Here is a 15,719-nt window from a genome sequence, read left to right as displayed (position 1 = left end):
TCACAGACTTGAAAGCTGGCCCGAACCGGAGACGCTAACGTGAAGATTCTCCTCGCCACCCCCTTTCCGGCCAACCCTGGCGCCAGCGGCGGCGCCACTGCCGTGTTCAACCTCGTCAAGCGATTGGCCCAACACCACGAGGTGGTCTACCTTACCTTTGCGCGGGAGGAAGACGTCCCGCAGACGGCAACGCTGGCTCCCCACTGCAAAGAGGTCATAACGGTTCCCTTTCCCGGCGGCGAAATGATTTCCTCCAGGGAAAAGATGCTCTACCTCCTGCGCCGGGGTTACCAGAATATCATTTCATTCCTCACCTTGACCCCTGTCTTTGCCGTGAAATGCAAGAGCCGGGTCATGGGACGGGTACTCCGGGAAACTATAGGCAAACATAACCCAGATGTGGTGCACCTCTGTTTCCCCCAGATGGCCCAGTACGTTGCCCTGTGCGGCGGAGTGCCGGCGGTCATGGATACCCAGGATGTGGCGGTTGTCTCCGCGTATCGCCGGGTGCGGATGGCCTCAAGCCCGGTGGCCAAAGGCTATTTCTTTCTCCAGTGGCTTTTCTGGCTCCGGTATGAGACAAGCCATTACCCGCGCTTCGGCAAGGTTCTGACCCTCACCGGGCAGGACGCCGCCGCCCTTCGGGTTTTTTGCCCCGAACTGGATGTGTATGCCGATGCCGTCGGTGTTGATATCCCTCCGATGCCGGAGACCTCGGGAGCCGGGGGGAAACGGATCGGATTCCTGGCCAGCTTCGGCCATGGGCCGAACGTGGATGCGACCCTGTTCTTCCTGCGCGAGATTTTTCCGCGCATCAGGGAGCAGGTGCCCGGCGTCGAGTTTCTGGTGGCCGGCAAGAATCCGCCTGCCGCGCTCCTTGAGGCCGCCGGCGATAGGATTCGATTCGTGGGGTTCGTGGACGACGTTGCGCGTTTTTATGCCGGTGTGGACGTGGTCGTGGCCCCCTTGCGCTACGGCGGGGGGATAAAGATCAAGGTGCTGGAGGCATTGGCCTGCGGCCGGCCGGTGGTGGCCACCTCCGTCGGCGCCGAGGGGATCGCTTCCCCTGGGGATGGTGCGCTCCTGGTGGCCGACGAACCCGGTGACTTCGCTTCGTGCGTCTGCAATCTCCTGAAAGATACCGAATTGGCGGGGAGTCTTGGGGAACGGGGACGGGATCTGGTGACACGGCGATTTTCGTGGGAGCGGGTAACCGCTGACCTGGGGCGAATCTATGCCGCCTTGGCCGGGGGGGCGCGGTGAAGGTATCCGTCATCATCCTGAACTGGAACGGCAAGCGGTTTCTCGATGATTGCCTCACCTCTCTGGCTGCCCAGACCTTTCGGGATTTCGAGACAATTCTGGTGGAGAACGGCTCCAGCGACGGATCGGCCGACTATGTGCGGAAGCGTTTTCCCTGGGTTAAGCTCCTGGCCCTCGACCGGAACCTGGGGTTTGCCGGGGGTAACAACCGGGGTCTCCTCGCCTGCACGGGGGAGTATATCGTCACCCTCAACAACGACACCCGCGTGGAGGCTCCGTTCCTGGCGGAACTGGTGGTGGCGGCCGACGCGGACCCCGGCATCGGCATGGTGGCGGCAAAGATGCTCAATTTCCACAAGCATGGATGCCTCGATTCCGTTGGCATCGGGGCGGCCATGAACGGCCTGGGGGGCAATATCGGGGTGAACGAGCGGGATGCCGGGCAGTATGATACGCCCGCGCCGGTATTCGGGCCGTGCGCCGGAGCGGCCCTCTATCGTCGGGCCATGCTGGACGAGGTCGGTTTCTTCGATCCGGACTTTTTCGCCTATTATGAGGATCTGGATCTGGCCTGGCGAGGCAGGCTGGCGGGGTGGCGGTGCGTGACCGCTCCCTCTGCCGTGGTTTACCATATCCATTCCGCCACTAGCGGCAAGATGAGCCCTTTTACCGTCTACCAGGTGCAGCGGAACAAGTGGTACGTCATGATCAAGAACTGGCCCGCTGCGCTATTCATGGAGCGTCTTCCCCGCATCCTGCTCTATGATCTCGGCGGCATTGCCCTGGCGGTCATCCGAGGTAGGGGGGGAGCGGCGCTCAGGGCGCGCTTCCATGTGCTGCGGGATTTGCCGGCACTGTTGCGGAAGCGTCGCGGGGTTCGGGCGCTGCGGAAAATTTCCATCACGGAGATCGAGCGCCTTCTGGTGCCTGGCGGGTCGCCATTCCGGACGTTCCGGCGGAAAATGGGGGAGGGGCGATGAAGATCGTTTTCCTTGCGCCTTTCGGCATTCGCCCCAAGGGTACGGTTATCGCCCGCATGGTTCCCCTGGCGGCGGCGCTCCGGGAATCGGGCCACTCGGTTGTCATCGTGGCGCCACCCTACACGAACGCCGAAGACTCCGGGAAAACTGAGGTCGTCCGGGGGGTTACGATACGGAACATCTCCCTCGGGCCGAAAAACAGCACCCTGGCCGCACCCGTCCTGGCCTGGCGGATGTTCCGCACAGCGCTGTCCGAAAAGCCTGATCTGGTCCACCTGTTCAAACCCAAGGGGTATGGCGGTCTGGCTGCGATGCTCCATATCCTGCTGCGGCGCGCCGGTTTGGGGCTTCCGCCCCTCTTCGCTGATACCGATGACTGGGAGGGGCGGGGGGGGATGAACGACCTCCATGGCTACGGGAGAGCGGAGAGGGTGCTGTTCGACTTTCAGGAACGCTGGATACTCCCCCGCGCCGACGGCGTCACGGCGGCGAGCCGCACCCTCCAGGGCCAGGCGTGGGGGATGGGGATCCCGCCGGAGCGAACCCTCTATCTTCCCAATTGCGTAGAGGACGCTCCGGCCGGTAATGGCGCGTCCGCCAGGGAGAAGCTGGGCATTGCTCCGGAGGCGCCGGTGGTGCTCCTCTACACGCGGTTCTTCGAGTTCAGCCAGGAGAAGCTCCATTTCCTCTTTGCGGAGATTTGCCGGCGGGTTCCGAAGGCCAGGTTTCTGGTGGTGGGGAAGGGGCGGAACGGCGAGGAGGCCCTGCTTGTGGACGCGGGCCGGCAGATGGGGTTTGCTTCGGTCCTGGTCATGGCGGGGTGGGTGGAACCGGAACAGCTTCCCGATTATCTGGCGGCCGGGAATGTGGCCATCTACCCCTTTGCCGACACCCTGATCAACCGGGCCAAGTGCCCGGCAAAGCTGACGGAGTTGCTGCGGGCGGGCGTGCCGGTGGTGGCCGACCGGGTGGGGCAGTTGGCGGAGTACATAAAACCCCAGGTTTCCGGCATCCTCTGTGATCCGGACGACTGGCAGGAGATGGCGGATCAGGCCGTCGGGCTGCTGAACTCTCCGGAACGAGCCCGCGCTCTTGGAGTCAAGGGGAAGGAGTACCTGCTGGATAAATTCAGCTGGAGCGATTTTGCGGACAAAGTGCACCATTTTTACATGGAGTTGACCAGGCGATGACTGAACGGCGAAAAGACTTCCTCATTGTGACCACGCTCTTGGCGGTACTGATTCTCTTTTTCGCCAGGATTCTCTTTACCGACCAGATCGTTCGCGCCCCCGACATCATCAACGAATTCTACTGGTGGGCGAAGCACCTGAACGATGCAACATTGGGGGAACTTTTCAAGGAGATAAGCCTTCGGGCGGATTGGGACCCGCTGACAAATGGTGGGACAACGACGGGGGGGGGGACCACTTCGCTCCACTTCCTGCTGGACCAGAAACTGATCCTCAACCTGTTTCCGGCTCCATCCAACGTGGCATGGTTCATGGTCCTGCACCTCTTCTGGGGGGGCGCCGGAGTCTATGCGTACTGCCGGCTCATCGGCGCGAGCCCCATAGCGGCCTTTTTCGCCGGACTGGTCTTTGCCCTGGCGCCGGAGAACGCCTCCCTCATAAACGCCGGCCACGTAATGAAGATCGCCACCATTTCGTGGGCCCCCTGGGCGTTCTGGTGTCTTGAAAAGGGATTCCGCACGAATCGCCTCATCTGGTTCATGGCCACCGCCGTTGTCCTGGCCTATCAATTTTTCAATACCCACTGGCAGATCGCATTCTATACCTGCCTAGTCATTGGGGTGTACGGGGTGGTGCGGCTCATGGGCATCCGGGCGGCTGAACCCGGCAGGCCTCGGCGCGATATCGCCCGACTGGCGGGTCTCAACCTGGTGACGATGTTCTTCTTCCTTTCCACGGTTGCCATTTCCCTTGCCCCCTTGGCGGACTGGTCAAAGGGAACAAACCGAGGTGTGCAGAGCGGTGCCAATCAAGGCAAGGGTGGGCTTAATCGGGAAGAGGCGATGCTCTGGTCTCTCCCTCCCGAAGAGGTGGCAGCCTTTGCCATCCCCGGCCTCTTCGGCCTTTCCCGCCAGGAGGCGGGGGACAACCCGACCAACATCCGCTCCTACTACTGGGGGCGCATGGTCTTTACCCAGACGGTCAGCTATATGGGACTTCTCCCCTGGTTGCTGGCACCACTTCCCCTCTTATTCCGCCGTGACAAATACACGTGGCTTGCAGTGGGGGGGATCGTCGGCGGAATCCTCTTCTCCATGGGGAAGTACACCCCCTTCTACCAGTTTCTGTACGACTACTTCCCTGGAATCGACCGGTTCCGCGTGCCCAAGATGATGATGTTCATCCCGGTCATGGGGCTTGGAATCATGGCTGCCCGCGGTATCGACATCCTCCGTGATGAGGTGGCCCGGGATGACCGGAAATTCCGCCGCTACCTTACAGGGCTTGCTGTCTTTGCCTTTGGTCTTCTTGCCGTTCTGGGTGTGGAAGTCGCGGGGCGGGACCACTGGATCTCCTCCTTTTACCAAATGCTGGCCCAGCCCACCCGTTACGAGCAGGGGGCCTATCTGGTGCAGCAGCGATGGGATAACATTGTCCTCGAGACTGCCATCGCCGCCGGATTGGCCTTTGCCATCGCCGGAGTCATCATCTGCTTCGCCCGGAAGCTCATTCCGGCCCGGGTCCTTCTTGCTCTGCTCTTCTTTCTCTTTGTTGCCGATGTCTGGCGGATAAACAGCAAATTCCTGTTCCTTGTGCCTGTGCCGGCCAAAGTGAAAGGGGTCATGACTCCTGCCATGGAGTTCGTTTCCAAAATGCCGGAGGGATACCGTGTCCTCCCCATGGACGGCAGCGACCCGATGCAGTACGTCACCAACAAGATTCCCGTCATGTTCACCCCCAATCCGGTCCAGCAGCAGCGGTGGCAGGACTATCTCGATGCGTTCTCGTTCTCGTCCGCCATGCCTGACATGATGAACGTGCGCTATCTAGTTTACGGCAAGGAGCAGTACGATCAGGAAAAGTCGCTCCTTGACAGCCGGTTCGCCCCTGTATTCACGTCTCCCGACGGGAGCAGCGTGGTTCTCGAAAATCGCTCCGTCCTCCCCAAGGGATGGCTTGTGCCCTCCGTGGCGCTGATTCCCGATTCCCGGCAGACCATGGCGATACTCCAGAATCCCACGTTCGACCCCCGGCGGCTTGCCCTCGTGGAAACTCCGCCGCCGCTGCCTCTTCCGGCCCCGAATGCTTCTCTCTCCGGTGTAGTCGGCACAGTGCGTCTCGAACGGTACGAGGGGAATCGTATCGATATGGCCGTCACTGCCGAGAGCAATTCGCTGCTTGTTCTCGGGGAGAAATATTACCGGGGGTGGAGGGCCAACGTGGATGGGAAAGATGCATCCATCTATCCGGTTAATCACATTCTTCGTGGCGTTTATCTCGTGCCGGGAGCCCATCGCGTGGAGTTCCTGTTCGATCCCATGCCTTTCAGGATCGGCAAATACCTTACCCTGGCGTCCTTTGCTCTGTTCGCCGTAATGCTGGGCCGGGAGTGGCGGCTGCGCAGAAGGGCGGGGATGGGGGAGTGAAGAGCGGAGAGACCGTAGATGAGCTGAAAAAATACGGCTTGCGGATCATCCAGGAGCGCCACGGGTACCGATTCTCCCTTGATCCGCTGCTGCTCTGCGCATTTGCCGCTCCGGCGGTGGGGGCGCGTGTGGCCGATCTGGGAACCGGCAGTGCCATAATCCCCCTTGTCCTTGCCCGGCAGCATGGGCAGGCCACCTTTGTGGGGGTTGAATTCCAGGACGCCATGGCGGATTTGGCGGAACGGAATGTTCTCCTGAATGACCTTGGCGACCGGATCGACATTCTTCGGGAAGACGTTCTCGGCCTCCGTAAGTGTTTTCCCGTTTCCTCCTTCGACCTGGTCCTTTCCAACCCCCCTTACCGCAAGCGGGGGACCGGCAAGGTAAGCCCCAAAATCGGGCGTGACGATGCCCGTCACGAGTCGACGGCCACCCTGACCGATTTTCTCGCCACTGCCAAGTACCTGGTAAAGCCGGCCGGCCGCATCTGTTTCATCTATCATCCGGCGAGGCTTCCCGAGCTTTTTGCCGAGGCCCATCGGCAGAAGCTGGCGCCCATGAGGCTGCGGCTCGTGCATGGAACTGCCGAAGCCGAGGCCCGCATGGTAATGGTGGAATTTGCCAAGGGGCGCAGGGCGGACCTGGCGGTGCTCCCCCCCCTGGTCGTCAGGGGTGCAGGGTTGGATTATACCCCGGAAGTTGCGGAAATCCTGGGCATTGAGATGCCGTGATGTTGGCAACCGGTAGCTGTCAACACAAAGTGGGGCTATTTTTCCGGTGCTGTCGAGGCGAGATGTTTTGTCATGAGGCGCGATATGATCTCGCGGAGTTCGGGATCTTCAATGGATTCAGTCTCTGACGCAACCATTTCCTGCTCGGCTCCGGTCAGTTCGCGAGGGGGGGGGCGGTGTTCAGCGGGTGGGGCCGCGGGTGGGGGTGGCGGGCCTGCCTTGAGATAGATGTCCTGCACCACCGGGCCGCCGAGGAGGGCATTCAATTTTTCGATTATTCCTCGTTTCAGGAAATTCAGTTGCTGCATCCAGGGGGCGTTTGACACCGCCACGGTCAACGTGCCGTCGCGAAATCCCACGGGACGTGCCACGGATGCAATCCGGTCACCAACCGTCTCGTCCCATAGGAGCCAGATTCTTCCCTCTTTCAGTCGCCGCTCCGCGGGCTTCCCTCGCAGGGACTCCGCCAGCAGATCCGCCACAGACCGGGGGCGCGGCATGCGGGCGCGCGTTTCACCCATTACGCTGCCGCCTCCGGTGTATCATGCCGCCGATAATCTGTCCGGCCACGGCGCCTCCGAGGGTAAGAGGGATGAATTTCCAGCTGAACCCGGATTTGATGCGGAGATAAATGATGAATGGGATGGATATGTGGACGTAGAAGTACCAGCCGAAGGTGAACTTCTCGTACCCTTGTCTAAGGTAGCCGCAGGGGAGGTTTATGATGAGGGCGAGCAGTATAAGTCCGAATATCATCAAAAAGGGATGCATTGTCCACCTCTTGCGGCATGGTACGTGATGAGTTCTCTTTTTGTCAACGGGCTTGATTTGTTGCAATGACGCTGCCGGCCTGTATTATTGCTGCATATGAGAGGAAAAAGCGGATTATGGTTCGAGAAGGTGATTGCGTTGCGGTTTTTCATTCAATTCATCGGGTTATGAAAGCTGAAAAAGTACTCAAGGGGCATGGGCTTCCCGTGCTTCTCATTCCTGCGCCCCGGGCGCTTCATGCCGATTGCGGCCTTGCAATCAGGTATGCTGTTGTCGACCGGCAGGCCGTTGAAGATATCCTGAAGGCGGAGGGGCTTTTGCCGGAAGAGATTCACATCCATTCTGGCGGGAAGTATCTCAAGTCTGCTTGACGAATGATGGTGAAGGAGCAGGCGTTATCGTAATGTAGTAAAAATGTTTTTGCTTGACACTGACTTGCGGCCTCATCTATAGTTAACCTCTTTCTTAATGGATACGTGCGCCCTGTGGGCGCTTTCGCCGCTTGTGCGGGCATGATGGAATAGATGTTCGAAAACCTTTCAGACAAACTCGACAGCCTCTTTAAAAAGCTCCGCGGTCAGGGGGTAATGACCGAGGAAAACATCAAGGAGGCGCTCCGCGAAGTGCGTTTGGTCCTTCTTGAGGCCGATGTCAACTTCAAGGTCGTCAAGGATTTCGTCGAAAAGGTTCGTGAGCGGGCCGTCGGCACCCAGGTTCTGCAGAGCCTCTCCCCTGGGCAGCAGGTCATCAAGGTTGTGCAGGAAGAACTCGTTGCCCTCATGGGGGGCAGCGAAGACAACAGTCTTGATCTTGCAGCGAAGCCGCCGGTTGCTATCATGATGGTCGGCCTCCAGGGCTCCGGCAAAACCACTACCTGCGGAAAGCTTGCACGGCTCCTCAAGGGGCAACGCCGCCGACCGTTGCTTGTGCCAGCCGATGTCTATCGGCCGGCCGCCATCGAGCAGCTCAAGACCCTTGGCCGCCAGCTTTCGGTGGAGACCTTTGATTCGCGGGCCGATCAGGACCCGGTTGATATCTGCCGCGAAGCTCTCCGCTATGCCACGCTTAATGGCTTCGATACGGTGATTCTCGACACCGCCGGCCGCCTTCAGATCGACGAGTATCTCATGAATGAGCTCGTCCGGATCAAGGAAGCGGCCGATCCACGGGAAATCCTGTTTGTTGCCGACGCCATGACCGGCCAGGAAGCGGTCAATGTTGCCACCGGCTTCAATGAGCGGCTCGATATAACGGGGGTGGTCCTCACCAAGCTTGACGGCGATGCGAAGGGGGGGGCGGCCCTCTCCATTCGTGCCGTTACCGGCAAGCCGGTTAAACTGGTTGGCCTCGGCGAGAAGCTGGATGCCCTTGAGGTTTTTTACCCGGACCGTCTGGTTTCCCGCATTCTTGGGATGGGCGATATTCTCACCCTTGTGGAGAAGGCCCAGGCCACCTTTGATGTCACTGAGACGGAGCGGCTTCAGCAGAAGCTCAAGAAGAGCCAGTTTGATCTGGAAGATTTCAAGAGCCAGCTTCAGCAGATCAAGAAAATGGGGTCTCTCGACTCGATTCTCGGCATGATCCCCGGCGTGGGGAAGGCCATGAAGCAGATGCAGGGGGCCCAGCCTTCGGAGAAGGAGCTCAAGCGGATCGAGGCAATTATCGATTCCATGACCCCCGGTGAGCGGGCTAACCACCAGATCATCAACGGCAGCCGACGCCTGAGGATAGCCAAGGGGAGCGGTACGACGGTTCAGGAGGTGAACCAGCTTCTGAAAAGGTTCACTGAGGCCCAAAAGGTGATGAAGCAACTTCAGAAGATGGGGCCCAAAGGGTTGATGCGCGGCATGAAGGGGATGGGCAAGGGGATGTTCCCCTTCTGATCTCCGAAAGTTAAATCCGAACTGTCACTGAAGTGACATACAAATATACACACGAAAATGCTCGACGGTAAGAGACCGTGAGAACACCAGGAGGAAGAAGATGGCTATTAAAATGCGTTTGGCTCGTGCAGGGGCGAAGAAGAAGCCCTTTTATCAAATCGTTATTGCCGATGTACGCAGTCGCCGTGATGGACGGTTCATTGAGAATGTCGGAACCTACGACCCGAACCAGAATCCCGCTGCCGTGAAGTTTGAAGAAGGCAAGGCTCTTGAGTGGCTCGGCAAGGGAGCTCTTCCCACTGACACCGTAAAGCAGATGCTCAAGAAGGCGGGCCTTTGGGAGAAGTTCACGACCAAGCCTGCCTAACCGTATCCTGTAACGCTGCTTCGTTCCCGGTCCGCCGGTCATTCCCATTGCAGAGGTTACCGACATGAAAGAACTTGTAGAAACCATCGCAAAGGCGCTTGTGGACGACCCCACTCAGGTGAGAACCACCGAGGAAATGGAAGAGGATACGACAGTCATCAAGCTGACCGTGGCCAAAGAGGACATGGGACGAATCATCGGCAAAGAAGGGCGGACGGCAAAGGCAATCCGGACCTTGCTTAACGCAGTGTCCACCAAGGATAACAAGAAAGCTGTTCTGAAGATTGTGGAATAATGATAAGTAGCACCGATTTCGTGTTGCTCGGCAAAGTAGTCGCAACACACGGCATAAGGGGGCAGTTGACGATCGTCCCCTTTTCCGGTGAATTTGATACGATACTTTCCTTAAAGGAAATCGCGCTTAAGGGACCGGAAAACCGCACGGAGACGTTTGCGGTTGAACGTGCGACGGTGCACCGAAACCGGGTTCTTCTTACGCTGAAGGGCTTTACGAATATTAACGAAGTCCTCCATCTGGTGGGGCGCGAGCTCCTGGTGCAAAGGGATCAGTTTCCTCCCCTTGACGAAGGAGAGTTCTACTGGTGTGACCTTATGGGGCTTTCGGTGACTACCACTGATGGTGAGTCCCTTGGCCGCATAGCGGAGATCATGGCCACTGGAAGCAACGACGTTTATGTCGTCAGAGGTGGGGAGAAGGAATACCTGATCCCTGCCCTTGAGGATATAGTTGTCAACGTGGATTTGACCCAGGGAACCATGACCGTAAGCCCCCCAGAGGGGTTGCTTGATCTATGAAATTAGATATTCTGACCCTTTTCCCGGCTATGTTCGAGGGGCCGCTTACCGAGAGCATTATCCGGCGCGCCGTGGAGAAAGGTCTCCTTGATATCCGGCTCCACCAGATTCGAGACTTTGCCACTGACCGGCATAAGGTTGTGGACGACGCACCTTATGGCGGTGGAGATGGCATGGTCATGAAGGTCGAGCCGATTGCCGCCTGTCTGGAGGCAGTCAAGGTCGACCGCCCTGAAGCGCGGGTGATTTTAACCAGTCCGCGCGGCCGTCTTTTCGATGATGCTGCGGCACGTGAACTGGCACAGGAACAGGAAATAGTTGTCATCTGCGGCCGTTACGAAGGGGTTGATGAGCGGGTGCGGGAACTTTTCGTGGATGACGAGTTCTCCATCGGCGATTTCGTCCTCACTGGCGGTGAGTTGGCTGCCATGGTCATGATTGATGCCGCTGCCCGCTTTATTCCCGGTGTCCTCGGGTCGCCCGGGTCCGCCGAGTCCGACACGTTCTCAGATGGCCTTTTGGAGTATCCTCAATATACTCGGCCTGCCGAATTTCAAGGGGTAGCGGTTCCTCCCGTGCTTTTGTCGGGCAATCATGCCGACGTTGCACGCTGGCGTCGCCACAAGGCCTTAGAGGAAACTCTCCAGACGAGGCCTGATCTTCTTGAAAAAGCCGTTTTGGACCGCGACGACCAACGGTATATAGCTGAACTTAAAGAGGATGCCTGCCGGTGAGAGAGGCGCTTCCGGTCAACTCAAACGTTAGCGTCGCGCTCATTCATTACCCGGTTTACGACAAGAACCGGCAGGTTGTCTCTACCGCGGTAACGAATCTCGACATCCACGACATTGCCCGGTCCGCCAGGACTTTTGGTGTGTCGCGCTATTATGTTGTGACCCCTGTTCAGGGGCAGCAGGAACTTGCTAAAAGAATTGTGCGGCACTGGCAGGAGGGATGGGGAGCCACATACAATCCCAAGCGCAAGGCTGCCCTTGATCTGATAGAAATTACCGCATCTCTTGACGATGCAATTGCGGATATTCAAAGGCGTTCCGGCCGGATGCCGCGGCTTGTTACCACTGGTGCCGGCCAGCATCCACGAAGCGCGCGATTTGCAGACTTGCGGGTACTCATGACTGATCGTGAGCAACCGTACCTGCTTCTCTTCGGTACCGGATGGGGGCTTGTTGAAGAGGTCTTCGACAGGGCTGATATGGTTCTCGAGCCGATCCGGGGGGTAGGAGATTACAATCATCTTTCCGTAAGATCAGCTGCGGCAATCATTATGGACAGGCTGTTCGGGGCGTCCTGATACCCCGCGCACAATACACGAAACTAGTATGCGTTTACGCACATAAGGGAGGAAGTAGCACATGAACACAATCGACATGCTTGAACTTGACCAGATGAAGAAAAACATCCCCTCCTTCAAGCCGGGGGATACGGTGAAGGTCCACGTAAAAATCGTGGAAGGCGACAAGAGCCGGATCCAGGCTTTCCAAGGCGTGGTTATCGCCCGTCAGAATGGTGGGATCCGCGAGTCGTTCACCGTTCGCAAGATTTCCAACGGCATAGGCGTAGAAAGGGTATTCCCCCTCCACTCTCCGTCCCTTGATGCCATCGAGGTAATTACCCGCGGCCATGTCCGCCGCGCCAAACTGTACTATCTGCGTAAACTCAGAGGTAAGGCTGCCCGGATTCGCGAGAAGAAATACGTGGCTGCCCGCTAACGATAAAAAGCCCCGCTCCGCGGGGCTTTTTCATTTACAGGAGCGCGCCGGTGAGTCTGCCTCTGTTTGCCGAAATGGATGAAATGTCTCTCTGGATGTTTGAGCAGCTTGCTTTCCGCAGAGGGTTTCGCAATGTCGCCGGAATTGACGAAGCCGGGCGCGGCCCCCTTGCCGGCCCTGTGGTTGCCGCGGCGGTTATTCTCCCTCGGGATGTGGACCTGCCGGGAATTGACGATTCCAAGAAACTTTCTGCATCAAAACGTGAGGAGCTATATGCCTTGATCTCCGCGCGGGCTTTGGCCGTTGGTGTCGGCGTGGCTGATCACGCATGCATTGATCGTATCAATATACTTCAGGCGACTCTCCATGCCATGGGCGAAGCTGTCGCACAGTTGCCCGTTTCCGCGGACTTCCTCCTCATCGACGGTATATCCAATATTCCTATTAATATCCCCCAGAGAACCATCAAAAAAGGAGACAGCGCCAGCATCTCGATTGCTGCTGCCTCCATTGTGGCAAAGGTCACCAGGGACCGAATGATGGTAGAGTACGACCAGCAATACCCTGGTTACGGTTTTGCCGGGCACAAGGGGTACGGTTGCTCTTCCCATCTTGCGGCAATAGCTGAACTTGGCCCCTGTCCCATTCACAGGAAGACATTCCGGGGGGTAAAAGAACATGTCGCGTCATAATATCTCCGTGGGGTGTGAAGGCGAGAACCTGGCTGTCGCGTACCTGGAGCGGCAGCGCTACCGGATTCTCGAGCGGAATTTCCGCTGCAAGGGGGGGGAGATCGACATTGTCGCCCGCGATGGGAAAGATCTGGTTTTCGTCGAGGTTAAAACGAGGAATACAGGTTCCTATGGGCCCCCTCAGCTTGCCGTTACACCATTCAAGCAGCGGCAGATATCAAAGGCCGCTCTGACGTGGCTTGCGAAGAAGAAGGAGCAGGATTCAGGTGCTCGTTTCGATGTGATCGCCATTACGTTCTCTGGTCAGGAACCGAGAATAGAGCATATTCCAAATGCGTTCGAGCTAGCCTATTAGCTGGGATATGCCGTTGAAAACGCTATGCTGCTGTGTTACTTTTGACCGAAAAATTGGGGGCTCGAATCGTGGATTTTACCGTTGCTCTGGCACAGATAAAACCAAAACTCGGCTGCCTTGCCGAGAACCTCATCATAGTTGAGTCCGCAATTGATCGCGCTATCGCCGAGCATGCAGACATGATTGTCTTCCCTGAACTTGCGATAACCGGCTATTTCCTCAGGGATCTGGTGCCGGATGTTGCTTTGACTCTGAATGCCCCCGAGATTCTGCGCCTTAAAGAACTCTCCCGGCATATCGCCATTGCCGTTGGATTTGTCGAGGTTTCCGACGACTATCGCTTCTTCAACTCGGCCATTTACCTCGATGGTGGAGAAATCAGGCATATTCATCGAAAAGTATATCTTCCCACCTATGGGCTCTTTGACGAGCAGCGCTATCTCGCCCGGGGTGAGCGTTTCCGCGCGTTTGACACCCGCTTCGGGCGGATAGGGATGCTCATCTGCGAAGATATGTGGCATCTTTCCGCCCCCTACATTCTTGCCATGGATGGCGCAACGACCATTTTGTGTCTTTCCAGCAGCCCGGGGCGCGGCATCAGCGGTGATGAGAGCCTGGGGTCAACCGTCGCCTGGCAGAAGCTCACGTCCACGACGGCAATGTTCCTCAATTCTCGCGTATTCTACTGTAATCGCGTTGGCTTTGAAGACGGCGTCAACTTTTGGGGCGGATCGGAGGTTGTGGCGCCATCAGGCACGGTTACCAAGCGGGCACGTTTGTTTGACGAAGATTTGATATTTGCCCCTGTCGACGGGGGAGAGTTGCGTCGTGAACGGATATTCTCCCCGATGATGCGCGACGAGAGCTTCCCCATCACCATGAAAGAACTGCAGCGCATTGAAAAAGAAAGGGATTGCTGATGGGGAGCGTTAACGTAAAGCTTCTGCGCCGGATTCTTGTCGGATTCATTCGGGAGGAAGTTACTAAGGTTGGGGTGCACAAGGTTGTGCTGGGGCTGTCCGGAGGGATAGACTCCGCCCTTGTTGCGTACCTTGCGGCGGAGGCTCTGGGGCCTGAAAATGTTCATGCCTGTGTGATGCCGTACAAAACCAGCAATCCGGAAAGTGAAGCCCACGCAAGACTTGCCGCGCAAGACCTCGGAATTCACTTTCAAGTCATAGAGATCACGCCGATGATTGATGCCTACTTCTCTCTATTCCCTGAGGCCGACGGCATGCGTCGCGGCAACAAGATGGCCCGGGAGCGGATGACAATTCTTTATGACCATTCGGCAGCCCTGTCAGCATTGGTTCTCGGTACAAGCAATAAGACGGAACTCCTTCTCGGCTACGGCACACTGTACGGAGACATGGCAAGTGCCCTCAATCCCATTGGTGATATCTACAAAACCCAGGTCTGGCAGCTTTCCGAAGAGATGGGCGTTCCTCGGGAGATCATAGAGAAGCAACCTTCCGCCGATCTCTGGGCCGGGCAGACCGATGAGCAGGAACTTGGTTTTACCTATAAAGAAGTGGATAAGCTCCTTTATTCTATGGTCGATTTGAGGATGACCCGCGAAGAGTTGATAAAGAACGGTTTTGATTCGGCCTTTATCGACACTGTTTCAGCCCGGATACAGAACTCCCATTTCAAGCGTCGTCTGCCGGTAATAGCCAAGGTTTCAAACCGGACCATTGATCGGGATTTCCGCTATTCGCGCGACTGGGGTAAATGACAATTACCGGCACACTTTATATTGTAGCGACACCCATCGGCAACCTTGAGGATATAACGTTTCGGGCAGTTCGTATCCTTAAAGAGGTTGATCTCATTGCCGCCGAGGATACGCGGCATACCCGCAAACTGCTTACGCATTTCGGTATCAGTAAGCCTCTTACCTCGTATTTCGACCATAATAAGCACATCAAAGGTGAAGCAATACTTGCCAGGCTCCTGGGCGGATCGTCTGTCGCTCTTGTGTCGGATGCCGGCACGCCCTGTATTGCCGATCCGGGATACCAATTGGTGAGGGATGCAATATCGAGAACCATTCCTGTGGTGCCGGTGCCGGGGGCATCGGCAGCGGTGGCGGCCCTGTCGGCTGCGGGGCTCCCGACGGATTCCTTCACATTCATAGGTTTTCTGCCTAACCGGCAAGCAAAACGGCGTGAACAGCTGTGCTCCCTCAAGACTGAGGAGCGGGTGCTCATATTCTATGAAGCGCCGAACCGCCTCATGGCAACCTTGGACGACATAAAGGAAGTTATGGGGGAACGCGACCTGGTTGTGGCCAGGGAATTGACAAAAATCCATGAAGAATTCGCCCGCGGGGCTACCTCCGACGTCATTGGCTGTTTTTCCGGGCGGCAGGTAAAGGGTGAAGTTGTCATTCTCGTTGCACCATCAAAAGAAGATGAGTCCCAAAAGAGGGCAACGGAATCCCTTGCAGAAGTCCTCAAGCAGTATCTTTATTCTGAGGGGCTTTCAGTAAAAGATGCCGTCAAAAGAGCAAGCG

Annotated in this window: 20 protein-coding genes (1 of these 20 only partly in view); 18 read left to right on the top strand and 2 right to left on the bottom strand. The window is 57.4% G+C overall.

Annotation, left to right across the window (positions count from 1 at the left end; all coding sequences use genetic code 11):
• Window positions 1–39: 39 nt before the first annotated feature.
• From JZM60_RS02275 to JZM60_RS02255, 5 genes are read left to right on the top strand one after another with little or no spacing between them, the layout of a single operon-like run.
• Window positions 40–1,263: a glycosyltransferase family 4 protein gene (locus JZM60_RS02275; RefSeq protein ID WP_207163922.1), complete on the top strand. Its 1,224-nt coding sequence runs from the start codon at window positions 40–42 to the stop codon at window positions 1,261–1,263.
• The gene (locus tag JZM60_RS02270; protein ID WP_207163921.1) at window positions 1,260–2,243 is read left to right on the top strand and encodes a glycosyltransferase family 2 protein; all 984 of its coding nucleotides are present in this window, start codon (window positions 1,260–1,262) and stop codon (window positions 2,241–2,243) included. Before JZM60_RS02275 ends, JZM60_RS02270 begins: the two co-directional genes overlap by 4 nt.
• Window positions 2,240–3,433, top strand: a complete 1,194-nt coding sequence (locus JZM60_RS02265) for a glycosyltransferase family 4 protein (RefSeq protein ID WP_207163920.1) — start codon at window positions 2,240–2,242, stop codon at window positions 3,431–3,433. The genes JZM60_RS02270 and JZM60_RS02265 overlap by 4 nt, the downstream gene beginning before the upstream one ends.
• On the top strand, window positions 3,430–5,859 hold the full coding sequence (locus JZM60_RS02260; protein ID WP_207163919.1) for a YfhO family protein: 2,430 nt from the start codon (window positions 3,430–3,432) through the stop codon (window positions 5,857–5,859). Before JZM60_RS02265 ends, JZM60_RS02260 begins: the two co-directional genes overlap by 4 nt.
• A complete protein-coding gene (locus tag JZM60_RS02255; protein ID WP_207163918.1) occupies window positions 5,856–6,590 on the top strand; it encodes a tRNA1(Val) (adenine(37)-N6)-methyltransferase in 735 nt (244 codons plus the stop codon). Before JZM60_RS02260 ends, JZM60_RS02255 begins: the two co-directional genes overlap by 4 nt.
• Window positions 6,591–6,625: 35 nt before the next feature.
• On the opposite strand, the gene JZM60_RS02250 is transcribed toward JZM60_RS02255, so the two are convergent.
• Window positions 6,626–7,111, bottom strand: coding sequence for a DciA family protein (locus tag JZM60_RS02250; RefSeq protein ID WP_207163917.1), 486 nt, complete (start codon window positions 7,109–7,111; stop codon window positions 6,626–6,628).
• Window positions 7,104–7,361 (bottom strand): hypothetical protein, encoded by a 258-nt coding sequence (locus JZM60_RS02245; RefSeq protein ID WP_207163916.1) that lies wholly within the window; start codon window positions 7,359–7,361, stop codon window positions 7,104–7,106. The genes JZM60_RS02250 and JZM60_RS02245 overlap by 8 nt, the downstream gene beginning before the upstream one ends.
• A 65-nt stretch (window positions 7,362–7,426) precedes the next feature.
• Between JZM60_RS02245 and JZM60_RS02240 the strand changes: the two genes are divergently transcribed.
• The 13 genes from JZM60_RS02240 to rsmI all read left to right on the top strand — a co-directional run.
• Window positions 7,427–7,732, top strand: coding sequence for a putative Se/S carrier protein (locus JZM60_RS02240; RefSeq protein WP_338148865.1), 306 nt, complete (start codon window positions 7,427–7,429; stop codon window positions 7,730–7,732).
• Window positions 7,733–7,885: 153 nt separating this feature from the next.
• Window positions 7,886–9,244, top strand: a complete 1,359-nt coding sequence (gene ffh / locus JZM60_RS02235) for a signal recognition particle protein (RefSeq protein WP_207163914.1) — start codon at window positions 7,886–7,888, stop codon at window positions 9,242–9,244.
• A 100-nt stretch (window positions 9,245–9,344) separates the two neighbouring features.
• Entirely contained in the window at window positions 9,345–9,611 is a 267-nt protein-coding gene (gene rpsP / locus JZM60_RS02230; RefSeq protein ID WP_207163913.1) for a 30S ribosomal protein S16, read from the top strand.
• 64 nt (window positions 9,612–9,675) lie between these two features.
• Complete coding sequence (locus JZM60_RS02225) at window positions 9,676–9,906, top strand: KH domain-containing protein (protein ID WP_207163912.1); 231 nt, start codon at window positions 9,676–9,678, stop codon at window positions 9,904–9,906.
• A complete protein-coding gene (gene rimM, locus JZM60_RS02220; protein WP_207163911.1) occupies window positions 9,906–10,427 on the top strand; it encodes a ribosome maturation factor RimM in 522 nt (173 codons plus the stop codon). Before JZM60_RS02225 ends, rimM begins: the two co-directional genes overlap by 1 nt.
• On the top strand, window positions 10,424–11,161 hold the full coding sequence (gene trmD, locus JZM60_RS02215; RefSeq protein WP_207163910.1) for a tRNA (guanosine(37)-N1)-methyltransferase TrmD: 738 nt from the start codon (window positions 10,424–10,426) through the stop codon (window positions 11,159–11,161). Before rimM ends, trmD begins: the two co-directional genes overlap by 4 nt.
• Window positions 11,158–11,739: an RNA methyltransferase gene (locus JZM60_RS02210; protein ID WP_207163909.1), complete on the top strand. Its 582-nt coding sequence runs from the start codon at window positions 11,158–11,160 to the stop codon at window positions 11,737–11,739. The genes trmD and JZM60_RS02210 overlap by 4 nt, the downstream gene beginning before the upstream one ends.
• A 61-nt stretch (window positions 11,740–11,800) precedes the next feature.
• Window positions 11,801–12,157 carry a 50S ribosomal protein L19 gene (gene rplS / locus JZM60_RS02205; RefSeq protein ID WP_207163908.1) on the top strand — a complete coding sequence of 119 codons (357 nt, stop codon included), beginning with the start codon at window positions 11,801–11,803 and terminating at the stop codon, window positions 12,155–12,157.
• A gap of 50 nt (window positions 12,158–12,207) precedes the next feature.
• Window positions 12,208–12,849, top strand: coding sequence for a ribonuclease HII (locus tag JZM60_RS02200; RefSeq protein WP_207163907.1), 642 nt, complete (start codon window positions 12,208–12,210; stop codon window positions 12,847–12,849).
• Window positions 12,836–13,204, top strand: coding sequence for a YraN family protein (locus tag JZM60_RS02195; protein WP_207163906.1), 369 nt, complete (start codon window positions 12,836–12,838; stop codon window positions 13,202–13,204). Before JZM60_RS02200 ends, JZM60_RS02195 begins: the two co-directional genes overlap by 14 nt.
• Before the next feature lie 68 nt (window positions 13,205–13,272).
• The gene (locus JZM60_RS02190) at window positions 13,273–14,124 is read left to right on the top strand and encodes a nitrilase-related carbon-nitrogen hydrolase (RefSeq protein ID WP_207163905.1); all 852 of its coding nucleotides are present in this window, start codon (window positions 13,273–13,275) and stop codon (window positions 14,122–14,124) included.
• Window positions 14,124–14,939, top strand: coding sequence for an NAD+ synthase (locus JZM60_RS02185; protein WP_207163904.1), 816 nt, complete (start codon window positions 14,124–14,126; stop codon window positions 14,937–14,939). The genes JZM60_RS02190 and JZM60_RS02185 overlap by 1 nt, the downstream gene beginning before the upstream one ends.
• Window positions 14,936–15,719 carry the 5' portion of a 16S rRNA (cytidine(1402)-2'-O)-methyltransferase gene (gene rsmI / locus JZM60_RS02180; RefSeq protein ID WP_207163903.1) on the top strand. The gene runs 77 nt beyond the window's last position, so 784 of the gene's 861 nt are visible here — the first part of the coding sequence; the start codon lies at window positions 14,936–14,938; its stop codon lies beyond the right edge, outside the window. The genes JZM60_RS02185 and rsmI overlap by 4 nt, the downstream gene beginning before the upstream one ends.

The sequence above is a fragment of the Geobacter benzoatilyticus genome (genome assembly GCF_017338855.1).
In the GTDB taxonomy this organism is placed as follows: Bacteria; Desulfobacterota; Desulfuromonadia; order Geobacterales; family Geobacteraceae; genus Geobacter; species Geobacter benzoatilyticus.
The sequence above is the reverse complement of the archived record's forward strand: the minus strand, read 5'-3'. Positions and strand labels throughout refer to the sequence as shown.